24 protein-coding genes and 2 pseudogenes are annotated in these 18,216 nt (G+C 46.9%); 17 read left to right on the top strand and 9 right to left on the bottom strand.

Features of this window, described 5'->3' with window-relative positions:
- Positions 1-85: 85 nt before the first annotated feature.
- On the top strand, positions 86-748 hold the full coding sequence (locus EKN38_RS15105; protein WP_126522329.1) for a DUF2913 family protein: 663 nt from the start codon (positions 86-88) through the stop codon (positions 746-748).
- 15 nt (positions 749-763) lie between these two features.
- Here the strand turns inward: EKN38_RS15105 and EKN38_RS15100 are convergent, their stop codons facing one another.
- From EKN38_RS15100 to EKN38_RS15075, 6 genes and pseudogenes are all read right to left on the bottom strand, one after another.
- Positions 764-1,831: a hypothetical protein gene (locus tag EKN38_RS15100; protein ID WP_126522327.1), complete on the bottom strand. Its 1,068-nt coding sequence runs from the start codon at positions 1,829-1,831 to the stop codon at positions 764-766.
- A gap of 21 nt (positions 1,832-1,852) precedes the next feature.
- The gene (locus tag EKN38_RS15095; RefSeq protein WP_260480560.1) at positions 1,853-2,833 is read right to left on the bottom strand and encodes a hypothetical protein; all 981 of its coding nucleotides are present in this window, start codon (positions 2,831-2,833) and stop codon (positions 1,853-1,855) included.
- A 145-nt stretch (positions 2,834-2,978) separates the two neighbouring features.
- Positions 2,979-3,641, bottom strand: a complete 663-nt coding sequence (locus EKN38_RS15090) for a HEPN domain-containing protein (protein ID WP_126522325.1) — start codon at positions 3,639-3,641, stop codon at positions 2,979-2,981.
- A gap of 11 nt (positions 3,642-3,652) precedes the next feature.
- Positions 3,653-4,243 (bottom strand): hypothetical protein, encoded by a 591-nt coding sequence (locus tag EKN38_RS15085; protein WP_126522323.1) that lies wholly within the window; start codon positions 4,241-4,243, stop codon positions 3,653-3,655.
- Positions 4,244-4,310: 67 nt separating this feature from the next.
- Positions 4,311-5,057 carry a tetratricopeptide repeat protein gene (locus EKN38_RS15080; RefSeq protein ID WP_126522321.1) on the bottom strand — a complete coding sequence of 249 codons (747 nt, stop codon included), beginning with the start codon at positions 5,055-5,057 and terminating at the stop codon, positions 4,311-4,313.
- Between the two features lie 60 nt (positions 5,058-5,117).
- Positions 5,118-6,258 (bottom strand): annotated as a pseudogene (locus EKN38_RS15075) (ISNCY family transposase); the annotation flags it as partial.
- A 292-nt stretch (positions 6,259-6,550) separates the two neighbouring features.
- Between EKN38_RS15075 and EKN38_RS15070 the strand changes: the two are divergent.
- The 3 genes and pseudogenes from EKN38_RS15070 to EKN38_RS15060 form a co-directional block, all read left to right on the top strand.
- Positions 6,551-7,297, top strand: coding sequence for a hypothetical protein (locus tag EKN38_RS15070; protein ID WP_126522319.1), 747 nt, complete (start codon positions 6,551-6,553; stop codon positions 7,295-7,297).
- Complete coding sequence (locus tag EKN38_RS15065; RefSeq protein ID WP_126522316.1) at positions 7,287-7,862, top strand: hypothetical protein; 576 nt, start codon at positions 7,287-7,289, stop codon at positions 7,860-7,862. The genes EKN38_RS15070 and EKN38_RS15065 overlap by 11 nt, the downstream gene beginning before the upstream one ends.
- A 173-nt stretch (positions 7,863-8,035) precedes the next feature.
- Positions 8,036-8,492: pseudogene (locus EKN38_RS15060) on the top strand (transposase); the annotation flags it as partial.
- Here the strand turns inward: EKN38_RS15060 and EKN38_RS15055 are convergent.
- From EKN38_RS15055 to EKN38_RS15045, 3 genes are all read right to left on the bottom strand, one after another.
- Positions 8,483-8,830, bottom strand: coding sequence for a hypothetical protein (locus EKN38_RS15055; RefSeq protein WP_126522314.1), 348 nt, complete (start codon positions 8,828-8,830; stop codon positions 8,483-8,485). The pseudogene EKN38_RS15060 and the gene EKN38_RS15055 sit on opposite strands and share 10 nt — an antisense overlap.
- 228 nt (positions 8,831-9,058) lie before the next feature.
- A complete protein-coding gene (locus EKN38_RS15050) occupies positions 9,059-9,643 on the bottom strand; it encodes an inovirus Gp2 family protein (protein WP_126522312.1) in 585 nt (194 codons plus the stop codon).
- A 444-nt stretch (positions 9,644-10,087) separates the two neighbouring features.
- The gene (locus EKN38_RS15045; protein WP_126522310.1) at positions 10,088-11,545 is read right to left on the bottom strand and encodes a YfjI family protein; all 1,458 of its coding nucleotides are present in this window, start codon (positions 11,543-11,545) and stop codon (positions 10,088-10,090) included.
- A gap of 337 nt (positions 11,546-11,882) precedes the next feature.
- On the opposite strand from EKN38_RS15045, the gene EKN38_RS15040 reads away from it, so the two are divergent.
- The 13 genes from EKN38_RS15040 to EKN38_RS14975 all read left to right on the top strand — a co-directional run bounded on the left by EKN38_RS15040 (position 11,883) and on the right by EKN38_RS14975 (position 18,130).
- A complete protein-coding gene (locus EKN38_RS15040; protein ID WP_185812850.1) occupies positions 11,883-12,770 on the top strand; it encodes a GTPase family protein in 888 nt (295 codons plus the stop codon).
- Between the two features lie 212 nt (positions 12,771-12,982).
- Positions 12,983-13,138 carry a hypothetical protein gene (locus EKN38_RS15035; RefSeq protein ID WP_126522305.1) on the top strand — a complete coding sequence of 52 codons (156 nt, stop codon included), beginning with the start codon at positions 12,983-12,985 and terminating at the stop codon, positions 13,136-13,138.
- Between the two features lie 128 nt (positions 13,139-13,266).
- Positions 13,267-13,734, top strand: a complete 468-nt coding sequence (locus tag EKN38_RS15025) for a hypothetical protein (RefSeq protein ID WP_126522303.1) — start codon at positions 13,267-13,269, stop codon at positions 13,732-13,734.
- A 70-nt stretch (positions 13,735-13,804) separates the two neighbouring features.
- Positions 13,805-14,347, top strand: coding sequence for a DUF4234 domain-containing protein (locus tag EKN38_RS15020; protein ID WP_126522301.1), 543 nt, complete (start codon positions 13,805-13,807; stop codon positions 14,345-14,347).
- Positions 14,348-14,437: 90 nt separating this feature from the next.
- Positions 14,438-14,671, top strand: a complete 234-nt coding sequence (locus EKN38_RS15015; protein ID WP_126522299.1) for a DUF905 domain-containing protein — start codon at positions 14,438-14,440, stop codon at positions 14,669-14,671.
- A gap of 106 nt (positions 14,672-14,777) precedes the next feature.
- Positions 14,778-15,596 (top strand): DUF932 domain-containing protein, encoded by an 819-nt coding sequence (locus tag EKN38_RS15010; protein ID WP_126522297.1) that lies wholly within the window; start codon positions 14,778-14,780, stop codon positions 15,594-15,596.
- Positions 15,596-15,850: a hypothetical protein gene (locus EKN38_RS15005; RefSeq protein ID WP_126522295.1), complete on the top strand. Its 255-nt coding sequence runs from the start codon at positions 15,596-15,598 to the stop codon at positions 15,848-15,850. Before EKN38_RS15010 ends, EKN38_RS15005 begins: the two co-directional genes overlap by 1 nt.
- Positions 15,851-15,866: 16 nt before the next feature.
- Entirely contained in the window at positions 15,867-16,340 is a 474-nt protein-coding gene (locus EKN38_RS15000) for an antirestriction protein (protein WP_126522293.1), read from the top strand.
- Between the two features lie 11 nt (positions 16,341-16,351).
- A complete protein-coding gene (radC, locus tag EKN38_RS14995; protein ID WP_126522291.1) occupies positions 16,352-16,831 on the top strand; it encodes a RadC family protein in 480 nt (159 codons plus the stop codon).
- 14 nt (positions 16,832-16,845) lie between these two features.
- Positions 16,846-17,067, top strand: a complete 222-nt coding sequence (locus EKN38_RS14990) for a DUF987 domain-containing protein (RefSeq protein WP_049857616.1) — start codon at positions 16,846-16,848, stop codon at positions 17,065-17,067.
- A gap of 23 nt (positions 17,068-17,090) precedes the next feature.
- Positions 17,091-17,459, top strand: coding sequence for a type IV toxin-antitoxin system YeeU family antitoxin (locus EKN38_RS14985; RefSeq protein ID WP_126522289.1), 369 nt, complete (start codon positions 17,091-17,093; stop codon positions 17,457-17,459).
- 5 nt (positions 17,460-17,464) lie between these two features.
- Positions 17,465-17,695, top strand: a complete 231-nt coding sequence (locus tag EKN38_RS14980) for a hypothetical protein (protein WP_126522287.1) — start codon at positions 17,465-17,467, stop codon at positions 17,693-17,695.
- Between the two features lie 60 nt (positions 17,696-17,755).
- A complete protein-coding gene (locus EKN38_RS14975; protein ID WP_126522285.1) occupies positions 17,756-18,130 on the top strand; it encodes a TA system toxin CbtA family protein in 375 nt (124 codons plus the stop codon).
- Positions 18,131-18,216: the final 86 nt, after the last annotated feature.

Genomic DNA, 18,216 nt, shown 5'->3' with positions numbered 1-18,216 from the left:
GACCTCATTTCGCCGGTTCGCCAACAACCAATTTCATGATAATCTCCGGCCTTAAAATTTTTCCTTAACAGTCGTGGAGAAAGTATTGACTGAGCTAACTACTAAGCGCCCTGATACTGAACTAGCTCATCTCGCCTGGTGCATCATCGTAGCGGTAAAGCTTGCACGGAAAGAGGGAAGATCTCTCACGTCTCTTCAAACACACATGTTCATAATGCAGTGGCTTTCAACCGCTCAGAAGCGCAAGGTTTTTCCTAAATCTCTGGCGCCTGACATTATCTGGTTACAGGGACAAGGGAAACTGAAAGGGCCCTCAGCACGGCTTTACAGCAAGGGGGAGTATATCTGGCTGGCAAGCTCTGGTGAGTTAGCCAGTCAGAGCACGCTGTTTAGATTCACCTGCATGATTGACACGCTACGTTCAATGGGCTGGCAGGATCACCTATTATCCGATACCGAGTGGCAGGATGGTTGGAAATGCGGTACAGATGTATCGGCTGTGTATACACAGAAATCTCGACTCCATAGTTCATTTACAGAATCAGGAAATCTTATACTGCCACTTGAGGTGCGTGTAACTGGCGTTCCAGACGGGATATTTCCATTATTGGAGCAGTGCGGGCTCAAAACTGAGAAGTTGCCTGTGAGCATGGGTTATACAGTCCTGATTTTACAGCCAGAGATTGATTCAAGTTCCGTGAAGCAAGATATCGTTGAATATTATTGGCCTGAGAATTCAGGCCAATAACACTTTATCTTTAGCTCACAACTCGCTTAAACGATCTCTGACTATCGTGGCACATGCTAATGGATCTGCGACAATATCCTTACCATATATTCTTAGGCTAACAATACCAATTTCCGCCAACGACTTATCAATATTTCTGTCTTTAACAATAGATTCTGTGGAAGAATGATGTTCTTTAGAATCACAAAAAATTGCTAATTTTTTTTCAGGGAAATAGAAATCAGCATCTGTTATGGCTTTTAACCGTCTACGTGAGCGCGAGTTTTCCCATAATTTATGCAGGCTAGGGACTGTTAGTCCGTCTTCAGTAATTATTGTTTGAATTTCTGGCGTTAAGCCCAGGCTATCCATTGCCTGAAGTAAAAAAAGTTCTATAGGAGAATCACAACCCCATATTTTCCTGGGCTTTATCTTGTTAAATTTTTTGAAGTATCTATCTTTTCTGTATTTTTTGTAATCAGCTTTAACTTGCGGACTGTTATCAATAGATTTAATGAATGGCGGCACGACATTATGATAGTTATATTTATCTGACAACAGATACATATTATTTACGAAACCAATCATATCAGATTCAATTCCAGAATAATCCACGGAATTATACATATAAAGTCCAAAAGCGCCCTTAAATGGATTGAACCCATAGTAAAGCTTCGGCACTTTAGCATCCATCTCAAGATCATACTTCTCAATCAAATCTGTCTTGAGTGAAGTCAACTCTCCTCTTTTGCTTGCTGGGAAGAGTGAAATGTTGTACGGCTTGCAATGCATTACCCCATCAATTTCTTTAAAACCATAGGCGTTAATTACCAAAAATACCATTTGAAAGGAATCATCTCTCTTTTTATAAAGTTCAAGGGACTCCTTTGATGGATTTATAGTAATTATCTCATCATAAGTATCTAGATGTTCTTTCTCAATCGGCTGTAACCCGAACAAATCTGCAATATCATAACTCAAAAAATCGCCCGCCATACCCTCCAGATCTATTTTTACGGGAAGGTTAGGCATATCTTTATAGAACGGTATACTGTAAAGTGCCTCAGGTCTATTAGATATATTTTCAATTTCTTTTGCACTCATTAAAATCGCCTCAGGTCTAAACTATTTTAATTTAAGGGGAAAATACTCACGAGTATTTAATGGTGAATTTATATAACTAGTATCTGTCCCACCAAGTAATGCAACAAGATAACGACATATCAAAGCTTCCATTTGTAGAAGAATGGCATTCCGAACTGTTCCTGACTGTTCAGACCCATATGCAGAGAAGCCTAATGGTTGGCCAAAAAAAATCGCTTCATGGAAGTTTTCATTACGGACAGCAGCAATATTATCCTTACCATCTGCCCAGAAGGGTATAGGCATCCCTAATGTGTCACACATCCAGTAAACTCTCTCCGAATGTAGAGGTTTTTTGATTTTTTTAGTCTTATCTCTTTCATCCCATATAATGGAAAAGCATCCATCAAGAGCCATATATAGATACTGGAATTTTTCAAAGTGAAGGTTTTTTGGGTTTTGTGACAAAAACAGGGCGTGTATGACAGCTGCTAAGCGCATACAAGTTGTTACTTGACGGTCCTCTTTATTCAGAAAGTTTAAAGCTAACTGTATAGCATCCGACTCATTGGAACCTGATAAACAAAAATCGACCAGTGTCCCGGGTTTAACCGGAGTTGCATCTAAAAATCCAGCTTGAGTACTTGTCAGACGCATTCCTGTGAAGAATGACAGGCACCATATAACGAAGCATACGTCATTCTCACTATAGGATCCATTCAGCACCAACTTATGAGTTTTAGGCATGCAGAAAACCCGACCGCTATAAGGTTTGGTAATTACATGACCCCTTAGGTCATACGTTTCTTGAAGTTCGGAATAAAACCATCCATTTTCAACGTTAGGATGGTCCTTTATATATTTTGACGCTGAATCGTGGCCTGAAAGTGTATCGAGCGAAAAACTATCGGTCTTAAGATCAAGACGCTTTGGGTAAAAACCAAATTCTGCTGTTTTGCTATCGGTAATGGATTCCGTTGCATGTACGCTCATAGCCACCGTATGGTGAACAGGCCGTTCCATAAAAGCTCCTTTGGTTTATGGCTGTAAGTCACTAAATGGTATCACGAAGTACTTTATCATTGGTAAGCCAGATCCGGCCAGTGGTCGCTGGCCATTGACCATTACGCATATAAAGGCGTTGCCTCGACGATTTGACGTCAATATATTAGGTTTCATCTTCTATGGAATTTTCTACATATGCCACTAGTAGCCTCTTAGCCAAGCTATAAGATTCCATATAAATATTAAACATCTCTATTTGCTCTTCTTTTTCATCTTTTTTTATAGCTCCTGCATGCACTAATTGCGATCTAAAATCATATAGCTTATGAAACAGTTGAGAATCCTTTTTACCCAATAGTTTTTTTACAAGAACTCTACAATTCTTTCCGATTGATTGGTACTGTAAAGAATCCAAACCTTTTTTGATGGCCTCTTTAACATTAACATCGAATTCCGACTCATTCATTTTTTTGGATAAATATGCTAATGCGTCAATCTCAGCATCAGGGCGACGAATCCTTTCCGACAAAACCTCAATGGCAGTCATTGATAAAATGATTTTATTTATGAGGGAGTCATCAAAAAGTGAAGTGGCAAGAATCGAAGTTGCCGTTTTTATTTTTTGGAACGATTCACCTGCAATGAATACATTTTTAAAACGATTATAATGTTGGTTGAATAAGTGATCTAATCTTTCGACATCGACAACATCATATTCTTGAACGGCTTTGGTATCCCATGCAGTAGATTTTTCCGGAAATAACTGAACTCCGAACTTGTCACTCCAGTGAATTAACGGTACGTCATAAAAACCATCATGCCGCACGGTATGTTGCTCTACAAAATCTTTTCCGCCGCTCTCTTGAGTCTTTCAAGCAATGCTGCGGATGCCAAATTATCAGGGTACGCAATACCTATTCCTAAGTCAGAGAAAGCTAATATCAAAGCCTGCTCTACTTTTCTGGAAATCACTGCAATATCTCTATAAACTGCGGTTTCTATGTTTTTCAGCCTGAGAATTTTAGCTTCCTTTAATGAAAGGCCAGAATCTGACTCTATGATAAACTTATCTAAAAACACTAATGAATCACAATCAATCCCAAGAGGTCTTGGAATCTGAAATCTAATGTAAAAATTCCACTTATCTTTTTCAGACTGCGTTATATTTAATTCATATTCATTGGATAATGGTAAATATTCCTCTGCAATCTCACAAAAAAACTCCGCATCAACCTCATCAAGTATGGTTAGGAAGTTTTTTATTTCATTATTTACTGCCTGCATTACTTGTTCAATAGTGGTGTTTTCGCTAGCAAATTTATCAATCGCTAGTTTAGGTAAATTATCAAGGACTTGCTTGACTGTATCTCTTTCAAGAGGTGTCGAGATTTTGACCCCGAATAAGTTAACAACATCTTTTCCTCTCATAAAGATCCTTGTTTTAAGTTGGTATTTACTTTGTATTTATCCATTCAATTGCACCAGGGATGCGAATTCAGGGTTTTAAATTATTATTCACGTAATATATGGCTTCATCCATTCCACCTAACGTAATATATTCACTGTTAGACTTAGGCTGCAATTTGCAGTTCGATAACAAATCTGGGATGTGTCTATTAGAGCTAATAGCTGCTTTAGCGATATCATCGGCATCTGGGGATGACTGCCGGTAAGCGAGGAGGGCGCGTGTATACTGAAGAAACGGGCGCATATCACCTGAATAATCATCCAGTAGCAAGGTCAGATCATCCACCATTTCGAGTTCAAGGTAATATTTAGTTAATAAATGGCGAATCCCCTGATGGTCGTTCGGGTTGAGCTTGAGCATTTCGCGGCAATGAGCCATGGCTGGGGAGAAATTACCTGACTCCCATAAGGCATCAGCCAAAGCTGCTTTTGCTCTCATATTAGGACATGTTTCGACAAATCCCCAGAAATTGCCTGCAAATTCCCGAAAATCTTCGCCCAGTGCGACACTGGCCGCATATAAAGCCGTTTCCAGAGTACCGATTTTTGACTCAGGAGTTTCTTCAGATATCTCGCAATAGAATGAGTATGCGTCAGCACAAAGCGGGGATTTCTTGATTGCTTTTCTGATGAGCTTCAGCACAATTTCCAGGTCATCAGTTTCCCAAGCATCGAACATAAACTCTTGAGCCGCAGCCAGATCCAGCTGTAATTGCTCAGAACTAACGGCATTTTTATACAAATCAACGCGCTTTTTAGTCGGGAGTTTAATCATCTCAAGTATCCTTTTGGGTGCTCACCGTTACCCGGTACTTTGCATCACTGATGGCCTATTCTACCGCTTAGAATTTGCCACAAACAAGCTTGGGTCTGCCAGAACGGGTTCGATTGCCCGGAGTTGTTCCTGAGCCAGTCTGAGTACTGTCCCGAGTCGTTTGTTATCGACAATCTGCCCCCGATCGACACAGGCCAGCTTATCGAATGCCTGGCACTCAAGGCTCCCATGTCCGTAGTGGAAGGCGATAGTGCCATCGGGATAGTCCAGCACTTTAATTTTCTCACCGGCAAGACGGCTATTTTCTTCTGTTGGTTCCATGAGATAAAGGATTTTATCGTACTGAAAGGTCAGTGATTTCGACACGGTACGAACATCATGCCAGGCAAAGATATCTCTTAACTCAACGGGGCTTTCTTGCACCGGACGATGCAAATCTTTAGGGAATCTGGCCGGTCGTGAAAACCGGCTGTTAAAGTCAGCGATGAATGTGGCAAGCCAGGCATTTGCGGCCTCAATGCCGGTTATACCTTCCAGACGCATTTCTTTGATCAGTCGTTCCTGAAGTGTCTGATTCGCATGTTCCACGCGGCCTTTAGCTTCAGAGCTGTTGGCACAATTAAGCTCGATTGCCAGGTCATAGAGCACGCGTCCGAACTGGGTAACGGTGGTAGTGCGTTTCTCCGGACCACTGACGCGAAATATTGCGAGTTTGTCACTGTACAGCGATACCGGCTTCCCATGCTGCTCAATGTATTCCCGGCTCGCCAGCATGTAGTCAAAGGCTGTTTCTGACTCGCTGAACCACAAATGCATCAGACGGCCGGTGGCATCATCGATAAAGACTAGCAGGCAGCATTTCGGCGCACGATCTTCAAACAAGTCATGGTGGGAGCCATAGATCTGAATAAATTCGCCCAGACAATCCCCCTGATGGCGGGGCTGGTTAACTCGCAACTTACGACGGGGCATGTGGAACGCAGAGTCCGTCAGACGTCATTCAGGTGTGGACCGTCTCGGTTGAAAGCCGGATACCATGGCGCTCGCTGCGTTTTTTTGCGGCCAGTGTGGAACCAAAGTCACTTTAGTTTTCACGTATCAGCGTGAGTACCCGCAGTTTGAGTGATTCTGTTAAACGCCAATTGCTGGGCTGCCCACGTTTACGACAGACAAGCCCTTCAGCACCAAAAGCACGATAACGTGCTCGTACATCACCAGGGTGTGCGTTTTCCACAAGCAGGACTGGTTAGATCGTAGCGTAAACATTTTTGAATTTTTTATTCTACAGAAGGATAATGTAATTGAATTTGCTCATGAAAAACGCATCTGAGAGATCTCCGATGCTCAGGATCCTGTGTCGAAGGATAGCGATTTGATTAAAATTAAGAATGTGTAGTGTCCTGTCGCAGAATACTTCATTGTAGAAGTCATTCTCGGTAACGGTGGATAAGTGAACAGGTAAGACGTGACTACTGTGAAGCGAAGGGAGGACCATGAAACTGTACGAAAATGTGGTGATTGGTAATTTTCTCTATGGGTTGGGTGTTTCCATAGGAAATCGGCTCAAATCCGGATACCTACCGGGGACTGTCAGTTTATTACAGCAGACTCCTGAGGATAAGGCGTTGGGGGATGTCCTGCTCGAATTTCCCGGTACATTGCGTCTTATCGAATTCAAGGCACAGGGGAATCACTCAACCAAGGAACGCCGCCGTCACAGTAAATTATCGACGATCCTCAAAGGCAAACAGGAATTTCGGAATATTTCTTGTAGAGGGCAGGAAATGCTGACTATTTCCCGCCGAGTCCACTGGTACGTCGAAACAGCACCGTCTCCTCTGAAAGGAGTTGAAGCTTTTTTTTCTCCTTACCTTGATGCCTTCGACACAGTCAAACCAGCGAAGCAACTCTTTGCACTGGAGAAATACATTGAATCCGTGGCTGATGATGTGGTTACTTCAAGGAGTGATGAACGGGATGTGCAGGAGAAGGAGTATCTGAAACTTGTACGCTGGTGCCAGGGCGTGGGCGAGACAGGCGCTGGGGCATTGATTGTTATTGTGGGTGCTGGCGGCGGTATGGAGTTTGTCGCGCTGGAAGATTTGATGGCGTTGAACATGTCTTATGGAAAATGGGTGACATACAGACAGGAAATGGAGTTGCGGCTGGAGAGGGCGTTGGAGATGGAGTTTAAGCAAAAAGAAACGAAGATGGAGCGAGGGTGGGAATATGGGCGATAACGTGGAAAAACGGTTGACAGATCATGATGTCCAGTTGTTCTTTGATGCGGCAGAAACACTGCGGGAAGCTGCAGAATGCGACGGTGAGAAGGCCAGGAAAGCAACGGCAGAATTGGCTTCTTTCATCAACCGGTTAGATGCTCGTCTCAAAAGGCTGGAGAACGATGTCTCTCACAAAATAAACGGCTCAGCGGAAATGACTGCCAATCGTGCGGCTGAGCTGCTGAGTGTCCAATTTCGACAGGCGAATGAGGCGGCCCTGAGAGCAACAGAGCAGTACCAGGAAGCTTCAAAAAACCTCAACTTTAGAAACTGGTTCTATATCTTGGGTACTCAGATAGTACTGGTGTTGGTATTTATCGTATCCATTATATTTCTGGTGCCTTCGCTAGATGAAATACAGCAACGCCGGGCGCAACTGGCCGATTTAAATAAGCAACTTGATGGTGCTCCGTTGTACTGGGGAATGTGTGGAAAAGAAAAATGTTTCCGCACAGATGAACGCAGTGGCAAGGGAGGCAAAGGTGCTGATGGCAACACCTGGCGCGTTCCCTGGAAAGGGTAACAATACTCATATTCATTTTCTCTGGCGTAACTTAATGCAATCATTCCAGTTCGATTTCTACAAACTTGGGTGGAAGGTTTTCGAAGTTCTCGTTTCGTGCCTCCTGAAAGAAACTCATGGGCAGACGTTCAAGGTATTATGGACGGTCCGAAAGGGCCATCAACACGGTCTAGCCGGAAGCCCACATCCAGTTGGGTATCGTGCATATGGTACGCTACAGGCTGCACTTCGTCACCTGGAAGGACGATAAGGCGGTGGCACGTATGAGACCCCAACCGAAAAGGCCACGCTCCAGCTCTTGAGACGTTCGGGGGGACATGGGATCACAGTTATCCGTAGATAAGCCCGAACTGGCAGTCAAACTGGAACAACTTGGCGACGTTCTTTGAATAACCACAGGAACTTTGCAAAGTGATCTACACTGTCAACGCTACCGTATCGCTGAACACCGCGATCCGGCATGCCATCAAAAAACTCAAGGTGTTCCCAACGGATGACTCGGTACAGAAGGTGGTATGGCTGGCAATCCAGGCAGCTTCACAGAAATGGACGATGCCGCTGAGGGACTGGCGTATGGCGATGAGTCGCTTTAATATCGAGTTCGGTGACCGCCTGGACGGTCACTTCTGAGAAAGGCATTTACACAGAATCGTGTACAGGGTCACCCTTTCACCTGCAATCATCGCCGGTCGGCTTCGGTCGCTAATCCACCGACGATCATCATAGCGAACATCAACCTCTACTTCCTGGTGTTCGACATACCATTGATCACATAGCAGCGTGATTGGCGTCACGGAATACTTTTCAACAAGATAATTTTTTAGATCTTCAGAAGCCGTGTTGAGCAAGCGGTTACTGTCCAGCTTTTCAACCTCCTGCCGCATAGCCTCAATAGTCTTGCGAAGTGAACTGTCCAAATGGCTGCTTGAAAATAACAGTCCTTTGCTTCTGTCAATTATCTCAACCATTTTTATCCTCGGTTCTGCAACAGTTATAGTGCTCAATCCCCCTATTGATTACAAGAGAATAGCCCCCTGTTAAGACAATGTGTTAAATGTACTGCATCAAATTCAATTGAACCATCATGATAAACACTCTCTATGGATATGTCTGTTGTTCTACCATACACCGCTATCAGAGAAACAACTGCGCAGGATTACCCGGCAAAATGATTTAAGTCCACCTTAGCCGACACCTTACCTGCGACTCATTCCAATGGACCTATAGCCGTCGTCATAACATTTGGTATGGTTTTTAGCTAGGTATTCCATACGTTTCAGCAATTCGGTAACCTGCTGCATATAATTAGGGGATTTTTTGTTTAAATAAAAACACCCGTTCTCAGTCATATTCGCTAAACCTGAATATTGCTCAGCATACAGGCCTAACGCACTACACCATGCCTGCTGGATTAATGCATATAAACTGTCATCGGCATTATAAGTTCCCGCGCCACGGTAGAAGTCTTTATTGAGCAGCAGTAATACATGGTAATGCTTACGACGATTCCGTTCACCGACTTCACGGACCCATACATACCGTAATCGATTATGCCAGTTACGTTTCCAGCGGCGGTTTTTACGCTGGCAATCGACCAGCAACTTAGCCTTCAGTGATTCAATAAATCGAGTAACCTCTCTGTTCGAATCACCATACTGATAATCTCCCGGAAAACGTAAATCAATACGTAACGTAACTGTACGTGTAAACTCTTCTGTAGCATTACTAATCACATCGTAAAATGCTTGCTGGTAATCAGCATTTAAGGAATAGTTTGGCATATGTAAACCTGAATCAATATCCTGCTCAATAATTAACATTGAGATAAGTAAGAATAAGTAACCATACGATTAACAATCGTGGTAATGTTACATGCAGATATGTACATGAACATTATCGAATAATAATCATTAACCGTATGGTCTTACATGGTTAGTATAATTAGCTGACTGCATTGGTATAGTATATTAATAATAATCAATCTTAGTAGGAAGTAGATATATTATCAATAAGTATAATATTACCAGTAAGTATATATTGCTAATAAACATATATTACTATACCGACAGTAATTTCATCAGTGGAAATATATCAATAATCCCCTCAGCCTGAGTATCCCCCACGGAAAATGGTAAGTAAGGTAATAATTTTACTCTGATATTAGTTTTCAACAATTTTAGGCATTTCCAAAGGTTTACCTCGCGATTAGTTGCGATCAGTCGCAACTATCGCGGCCAGTAGTGCTTATACGCGGCATTTTTTGTAAATGGATTGTTACGGAAATAACGACCTGCATAAACCATTCGTGCCCTGCGCCTTGAGCGGACGATGTCTATCGCGCCTTCCTTTTCAAGTCTCTCAATGACTCTTTCCAGTAACTTGCCTTTACGTAATACATTAGGCCCGGCATTTCGTATTATATTAAATCTGACATGATCCATCTCTGTTTCATTGAACTCACGACGCAGCCATGATAATAGCAGCGCCTCATAGTAGCCCTCCTGAGCCCCAAAGACCTTTATTGCCTGTTGCATGTACCATTCACACAGCAACCAGGCATTTTCAACATATTCTTTTTTTATCGCGCATTCACCTTCTGTATAGTAACTCAGCAGCGCGGCCAGACGTGCAACATTATTCGGAAGTTTGGATGCAAAATCATTCATGTTTGCATATTCCCTGTCGGGGCCAATACCGCTTTCTATTTCATCGTGAATTTCTTTCCACGCTTCCAGGGCTGAGGGCTCGAATGATAAACATGTCTGATGCCCGGTCCCGTGTTGAGAAGCACTTTTTTCTATCAGTTCATTCATACGTTGGTAGAAGCGATTAAGATTCTCCAGCTCACCTGATTGAGGGGAAGATAGACGACTAATAAAACGCTGGCCCTGTGTCGATAATTTCGTATCAATATACAAGATAAAACAGCGTGCAAACAAACCACTCCCGCGTGCATTTTCACCCTTGCGTTTTAAAAAATCGTAAAATATTGCTTTTTGTACCATGACTAATAACGTAATACGTCCATTCTTAATCGTAAAACTCGGTCCTGTTTTCCGATTGACATGAAAACTTTCATCATCCCATATGGAGTTCATAAATCCCAAATCACTCATGGTCCGTCTGCTAAGTATATTAGCCCCCTCATCAGTTATTAGTCCTGTTTGTGGCGAGTGGGTATACATTTCAAACTGCAGGGCTTCAGGGGTGACATTATTATAAATATACCTTCTGGCTTTCGGTGGTACTGGCTTTTCAGCGGATAACTTCTCTAATTGCCGTGAAAGTTCATCTGTACACATTCCTTTCATAGTGTCTTTATCAATGCGTTTCAGAAGTGCATTTTCTTTCTTGCTCCATATTTTGGACTGGACCTCATGTTCTTTTTTCTGCTCTTCATACTGGAGTAATACACGCAGATCATGCTCATGAAAAGGTTTGAAAAGCAGTTTTTCCACCGCTGTTTTTCTCTCGCCAGAATCTGCTATCACGAATGAATACAATGATACCGGAGACTTCATGGTGTCTGTTATTTTCACCTTAATCAGGCTCTGACATGCCAGTGATAATCCACTCAGCAATGTTAATGCAATCATTTCCGCCGGGGCCCGTGTACAATCCTCAATATCAAAAATAGTTTCAAGTAATGACGTGGGGAAAGCGTTAAATGGAAACTCCTGCATGACAATACCTCCAGAAAATGTTTTTTTTGATAATTGAAAACTAATCTGTAATGCGATCGCAAGTCAATATGAAAAACTGATATTTAGTCCAGTCCGACAGCGTTGGACTAAATTAGTTAAGTGGCAGTTTCCGGAAATTTCATTTATCGATACTTCCTTTAGTAGAAAAACAAAAAAGCAGGTGAATACTGCCGATCTGGCTATACCCTGCCAGTTAATATGATGTTGGGTGATTTTAAATAATTCTCAGTTATATATCACCTTACTGAATTCCCTCCCTTTTATTTCCAGTCAGGCCATCCATCACCGGATGGCCTTTTTTCATTCAGAGGCCGATATGAAACATCCCTCAGGCTATGCCCTTATCCGTCGCCATCTCCGGCGTTATCCGCACGCACTGCGTCAGCACCTTATCCAGGAGCTTAACCGTCTCGTCACGTATGAACCCGTGATTGGCATTATGGGCAAAACCGGTGTCGGGAAGAGCAGTTTGTGTAATGCACTATTCCGTAGCGAAGTCTGCGCCGTGAACGCGGTGGAAGCCTGCACCCGTCAGCCACAGCGTGTCCGGCTGCGCTTCGGTAGCCATTATCTGACGCTGGTCGACTTGCCCGGCGTGGGCGAGTCTGTTACCCGCGACGGTGAATACCGTGAGCTGTATCGTGACCTCATGCCACAGCTCGATATGGTGCTGTGGGTGCTCAAGGCCGATGACCGCGCATTTGCGGTGGAAGAGCAGTTTTATCAGGACGTCTTCGCCCAGTTCAGTGGACCGCTGCCGCCAGTGCTTTGGATACTCAACCAGGTGGATAAAACCGAACCCGCCGAGCAGTGGCGTTGGTTATCGGCGCAGCCCTCGGCGTTACAGGCTGAACGTATTGCGCAAAAACTGGAGGCAGTGGCCCGGCAGTTGCAGATAGCAGAAACAGATATTATGCCGGTTTCGGTCCGGGGGCGTTACCGTCTGTCACGCCTGGTGGAGGCCATGATTTCCCGGCTCCCAAAGCAGGCCCGCAGCCCGCTGGTTCCCCATCTGCAGAACCGGTATCGCACTGATACCGTTATCAATACCGCCAGCAGCAGCTTTGGCGATGCCGTGGTAGAGGTGATTGATAACATCATTGACCTCGCACCGCTGCCGCAGGTGGCCCGCACAGCACTGCATGCGGTGACCCACACCGTCGCCCTTGCAGCAGGCTCCCTCTGGGGATTTTTCTTCGGTTAACGGCTTCACTTTCTATAAACCTGAAGACGTGCATCGATAAGTGTTTTTGCTCAATGACGATCGATTTTGTCGATCGAACAGATCGACATTCATCGTTGTACATGATGAATCCCGTGATTGCATAATCCACCGGGAATCATGTTGTTATATTATTTACCCCTGAAAAATCAATGCGATATATCGCAGGGTTTGTCACGCATTAAGGAAAGTATATGCCATTAATACTGTTATGGGCCGGACTGGCTTTGCTGCTGGGTTTTGTGGCGTCCGCAAACGGACGCTCGTTCTGGGGCTGGTTCATTCTCGCTCTGCTTATCGACCCGATACTGGCGGGACTGCTGTACTGGCTTATCGCTAAGGACCGCTGATGAAAACCCTTCTGCGTCTGTTCGGTAAGTTCACCCGCTGGTACATCACCCTCATTATCTTTATGGCCTGCCTGCTGTTCATTATCACCACCCTCGGCAATATGGCTGGCTTCTGACAGGAAACGCCTATGAAAACAACACTGATTATCTCCACGCTTCTGGCATCGGCGCTGATGCCTTCCGTCTCACAGGCTTTCGGTAACCGTGATACCTGGACAAGCGGCTACGCGCAGGGTACAGCCGAATACACCATCCTCGGCAAGGGGCAGTCACAGCTGTACCTCGCCTGTGAAAGCACTGGCACTCAGGCTGCCTCGGTCATCTTCACCGACGCGAACGGCCATCAGGTCAGCATGGACAGCGGTCAGACCCTGACCATGAAAATTGATAACGAAGAAGAGGCAAATATTAGCGAAAGCGACTCTCACGTGGGAGAAGACAACCTGATGTGGGCGTGGAACAAGCTGCGTACCGGTAAGCGCGTGGTCGTCTCCGGCAGCGGCGTCAAACCGGCGGTGTTCACTCTGAACGGCGCTGCCGGAGTGATACCTGCGTTCGGCGATAACGGCTGCGTGGCGAAATTTGACATTCCGTAATGGCTCAAGGCCCATACTCGCCACACACTCTCATTTTCACCCGTACACCGTATAAACAAGGAATCTCCCGATGACGGATATCAACACCCTCAGCCAGCGGCTGAACACCCGTACCCTGAATTTTGTTTTACTGACCCTCGTCACCTGCGGCGTCTGGCCGTTGCTCTGGCTGTATAAAAAGCAGGATATCATCAGCGACACTACCGGTTATCCGGTCAGCGGTCATCTGTTCATTATCTGGCTCGCCGTCTGCTCTGGCATCGGTCGCCAGCTAGCCAGCATGGTGTCGTCTGACGTTTACGGCTATGATCCGACCAGCGATACGTTGCTGGCGTTAAGCGGTATTCTGTCATTCGCCTGCGCAGTGATGTATGTGGTATGGGCATTTAAGGCCAGAGCCGCACTGCGCCACTATGCGCTGAACACCTTCCGCTTCGACCTGAAGATGAACGCCTTTTACACCGTGATTTTCAACGTCTTCTACATCACTTTCTGTATCAACGACATGCAGCAGGCGCTGGCGAAGCACCAGATTATTCATGGCGCAACCGCCGCGCCTGCAGCGCCACAGGCTCCCGTCACGACTACAACGACAGAACACCCCCCGCAGTAAGCTCATCACTGCGTTTTAACCAGAGACTCCGGACGCCCTGCTCATCGAGCGGGGCGTTTGTTTTTGTGCCAGGTATAAGAGGAACTCAGCATGCAGGACACTAACAATACACCGTTACCACCCGGTCCGTTCACCCGTGAGCTGGCGGCAACCGTCGCCACGCTGTACACCAACGTTGCTATTGAAGACGACCAGGGCACGCATTTTCGGCTGGTCATTCGAGATAGCGAGGGGCTGCTGATCTGGCGAGCATGGAATTTTGAAACTAGTGCCGGAGAATGGCTTAACCGCTATCCGCTCAGCCACGGTATACCCCGACACTGACTTACCGTAGTTCCCTCCACCAGTAACCACACCAACAGGCCATGTTCCCTTCGGGGAGCATGGCTTTTTTATTTATGCCGTTTCATTAACTACAGAGGTACTCACCATGCGCTTAGCAAGCCGCTTCGGGCATATAAATCAGATACGCCGTGACCGTCCCTTAACCCGTGAAGAACTCATGCAGCATGTCCCCAGCGTATTCGGGGAAGATAAACATGCTTCCAGGAGCGAAAAGTACACGTTTATTCCCACCATCACCCTGCTGGAGAACCTGCAGCGTGAAGGGTTCCAGCCGTTCTTTGCCTGCCAGTCACGCGTCCGCGACCCGGACCGCAGGGAGCACACAAAGCATATGCTCCGCCTGCGTCGCGCCGGTCAGATAAACGGTCAGCAGGTGCCTGAAATCATCATCCTCAATTCGCACGGTGGCGAGTCCAGTTTTCAGCTATTGCCTGGAATATTCCGAAGCGTCTGCACGAATTCGCTCGTCTGCGGACAGTCGTTTGGCGAAATCAGAGTTCCGCACCGGGGTAACGTGGTGGAGAAAGTCATTGAAGGCGCTTATGAAGTCCTGGGGATATTTGACAAGGTGGAAGAAAAACGTGGCGTTATGGAGTCGCTTTTACTCCCGCCCCCTGCACAACAGGCGTTTGCCAGAGCCGCGCTGACTTACCGCTTTGGTGAAGAGCATCAGCCGGTGACGGCATCCCAGATACTGACGCCCCGACGCTATGAAGACCGTCAGGACGACCTGTGGTCAGTTTTCAATCGTTGCCAGGAGAACCTGCTGAAAGGGGGTCTGCCAGGACGTACTGCCAGAGGCAAACGCAGCCATACCCGCGAGGTTAAAGGTATCGACGGCGATGTGAAGCTCAACCGGGCGCTCTGGGTAATGGCAGAAGAACTGCAGCAGGCGCTGAGCTGATGCCACCGCAGCCTGATAACGCCCGCCAGGCCACCCTTTATCCGACCGCTCCGGAGAACAATCCCTGCAGCCGCTCCATCTCTGACGACGACCTCTGCGCCTGGTGCTCTCACCTTCTTTATCGCCCCGGTGAACGCAGCCTGTACAGCTTAAGCCTCCCGGAGGGGCACTGGCCGTCACGCTGTGATGAGGATGGCTATGCGCAGGCCTGCCCGTCACTCCGGCTTAACCAGCATCCCCAACCCGATAAATAAACAAGGAAAAACCAGCATGAACGACATTATTAACCTTAACGATACCCTCCCGTTTCCGCCACAACCTGCCAGTTCTTCGCCAGCGCTGACCGCCACCCTCGTACAGGACGAGCAGCGCATCAGCTTCTGGCCGCAGCACTTCGGCAGTATCCCGCAGTGGATAATCCTTGAGCCGACCATCTTCACGTGGATGGACCGCTTCTGCGCAGACTACAACAGCGGTATCTGGAATTTTTATACTCTCAGCAACGGCGGGGCGTTTATGGCCCCGGAAGCGGAGAACAGCGAGTCGTGGTCGCTGTTCAACACTATGAACGGCAACGGCGGTGAACTCAGTGCCGAAGCTGCCGGAATAGCCGTCTGTCTGATGGCATACAGCCACCACGCCTGCCGTACCGAATGCGACGCCATGACGGAGCACTACTACCGCCTGCGCGACTATGCGCTGAACCACGCGGAATGTGGTGCCATCATGCACATCATCGACTGAGGGATAAGACGATGGAACAACAGTTACCGCTGTTTGCACGTGAATTAGCCCCTGCTGACCAGCAAACCATCAGGGAAGCCTTAACCCTGCTGGCGTACCAGCTACGCGAACCTGGCGTGGCATTTACCTCCAGTAGCTCAGTACGTGACTGGTTGCGTCTGCAGCTCGCGTCACTGGAGCGCGAAGAGTTTACCGCACTCTTCCTCGATAACCAGCATCGCCTGATAGCCCACGAAACGCTCTTTACCGGCACCATCAACCATACGCAGGTCCATCCCCGCGAAGTGGTGAAGGCCGGTCTGAAATACAACTGCGCCGCTGTCATTGTCGCCCATTGCCACCCGTCAGGGCTTGCCGAACCCAGCAAGGCCGATCGTCAGGTCACCACGCGTATTCAGCAGGCGCTGGACCTAGTGGATATCCGTCTGCTGGATCACCTGGTGGTCGGCGGCATGGAAATAGTTTCGTTTTCTGAGAGAGGCTGGATTTAAGGAGAGAAATAGCGATGAAAATCATCAGCAAACGTCAGGCAATGGCGATATACCGCCAGCATCCGCAGTCCCGGTTATTTCGCTTCTGCACGGGTAAATACAAATGGAGCGGCAGTATCTGCCACTACGCGGGTCGGGAGGTTCAGGATATCAGCGGTGTGCTCGCGGTCTTCGCGGAGCGTCGCCAGGACCGCAATGGCCCGTATGTCGTATTGCGCAGCGTCACGCTAAATTAACGTTAATTTAAGGAACGCTAAAATTGTCGAATGAAATACCGGCAGTAAACCACGATGTTTCTAAACCCTGGTGGGGACTTAAACGTAATATCACGCCCTGTTTTGGCGCACGGCTGGTGCAGGAGGGCAATCGCCTGCATTACCTGGCAGACCGCGCCAGTATTACCGGGACGTTCAGCGATGCGGACTTACGCCATCTGGACCAGGCGTTTCCGGAGCTGCTCAAGCTGCTGGAACTGATGCTGGTTTCCGGTGAACTCAATGCCCGCCATCAGCACTGTGTCACGCTGTATGCAAAAGGTCTGACCCTCGACGCAGATACCCTCGGTTCACACGGGTACGTGTACCTGGCGATTTATCCGACACCACATGAAGCACAACCGGGAGGCTAATCGCCATGCCACACGCCTGTAAAATCAGCGAGGTTATTGAACTGTTGCAACAGCATCAACATGACGACTTCGTATTATGTTCACTCTGGTACGAAGACGATGTACGCAATGTGGATGACGCTGCCACCACAGAAGAGGCCAGAGCGGCATTACGCCATGCTGCCAGCCATCACGACGCAGAACAGGGTATTAACTGGTTCACACTGGAAGCTGCACTTGACGCCATCCGGCAGTAACGTACCGCGGTAAATCCCCTCTCACCAACACCTTTCTTTTATTTAACAGAGATAACCTTAATGATAATTTATCCTGTACCCGCAAAACGGGTCGCAGAGATTGAGCGGTTAACCCATAAATCACCGATTTACGTGTGGCAGCGCCTCCTGACATATCTGCTGGATCGTCACTACGACCTTACCCTCAACGACACGCCGTTTGGCGATGATGATGCCATTCAGGAATGCATTTATGCCGGTGATGCTCTGGTTGATGCCCTGAACGAGGTGGCTGAAGGCTGCGACCTGGAACGCACTGATAATCGGGGAAAATCACTCCAGCCCGTCTCACCACTGCTCACACCAGCAGATATCCGGAATGCCCAAAACGCGATGGGTCTGGAAGGCAGCAACAACACCCTCATTATCAGCGGACAGTCGTCAGCCAGAAGCTAATTCCCCACCATCACACCATCGTCTGGTACAGGCGATACCACCAGCGGCAGTAACCGTTGTCGTAACGGCTGGCGCGGCCATTATTA

It is taken from the genome of Enterobacter sp. WCHEn045836 (genome assembly GCF_003965585.1).
In the GTDB taxonomy this organism is placed as follows: domain Bacteria; phylum Pseudomonadota; class Gammaproteobacteria; order Enterobacterales; family Enterobacteriaceae; genus Enterobacter; species Enterobacter dissolvens.
This window is presented reverse-complemented; position numbering and strand designations above follow the sequence as displayed.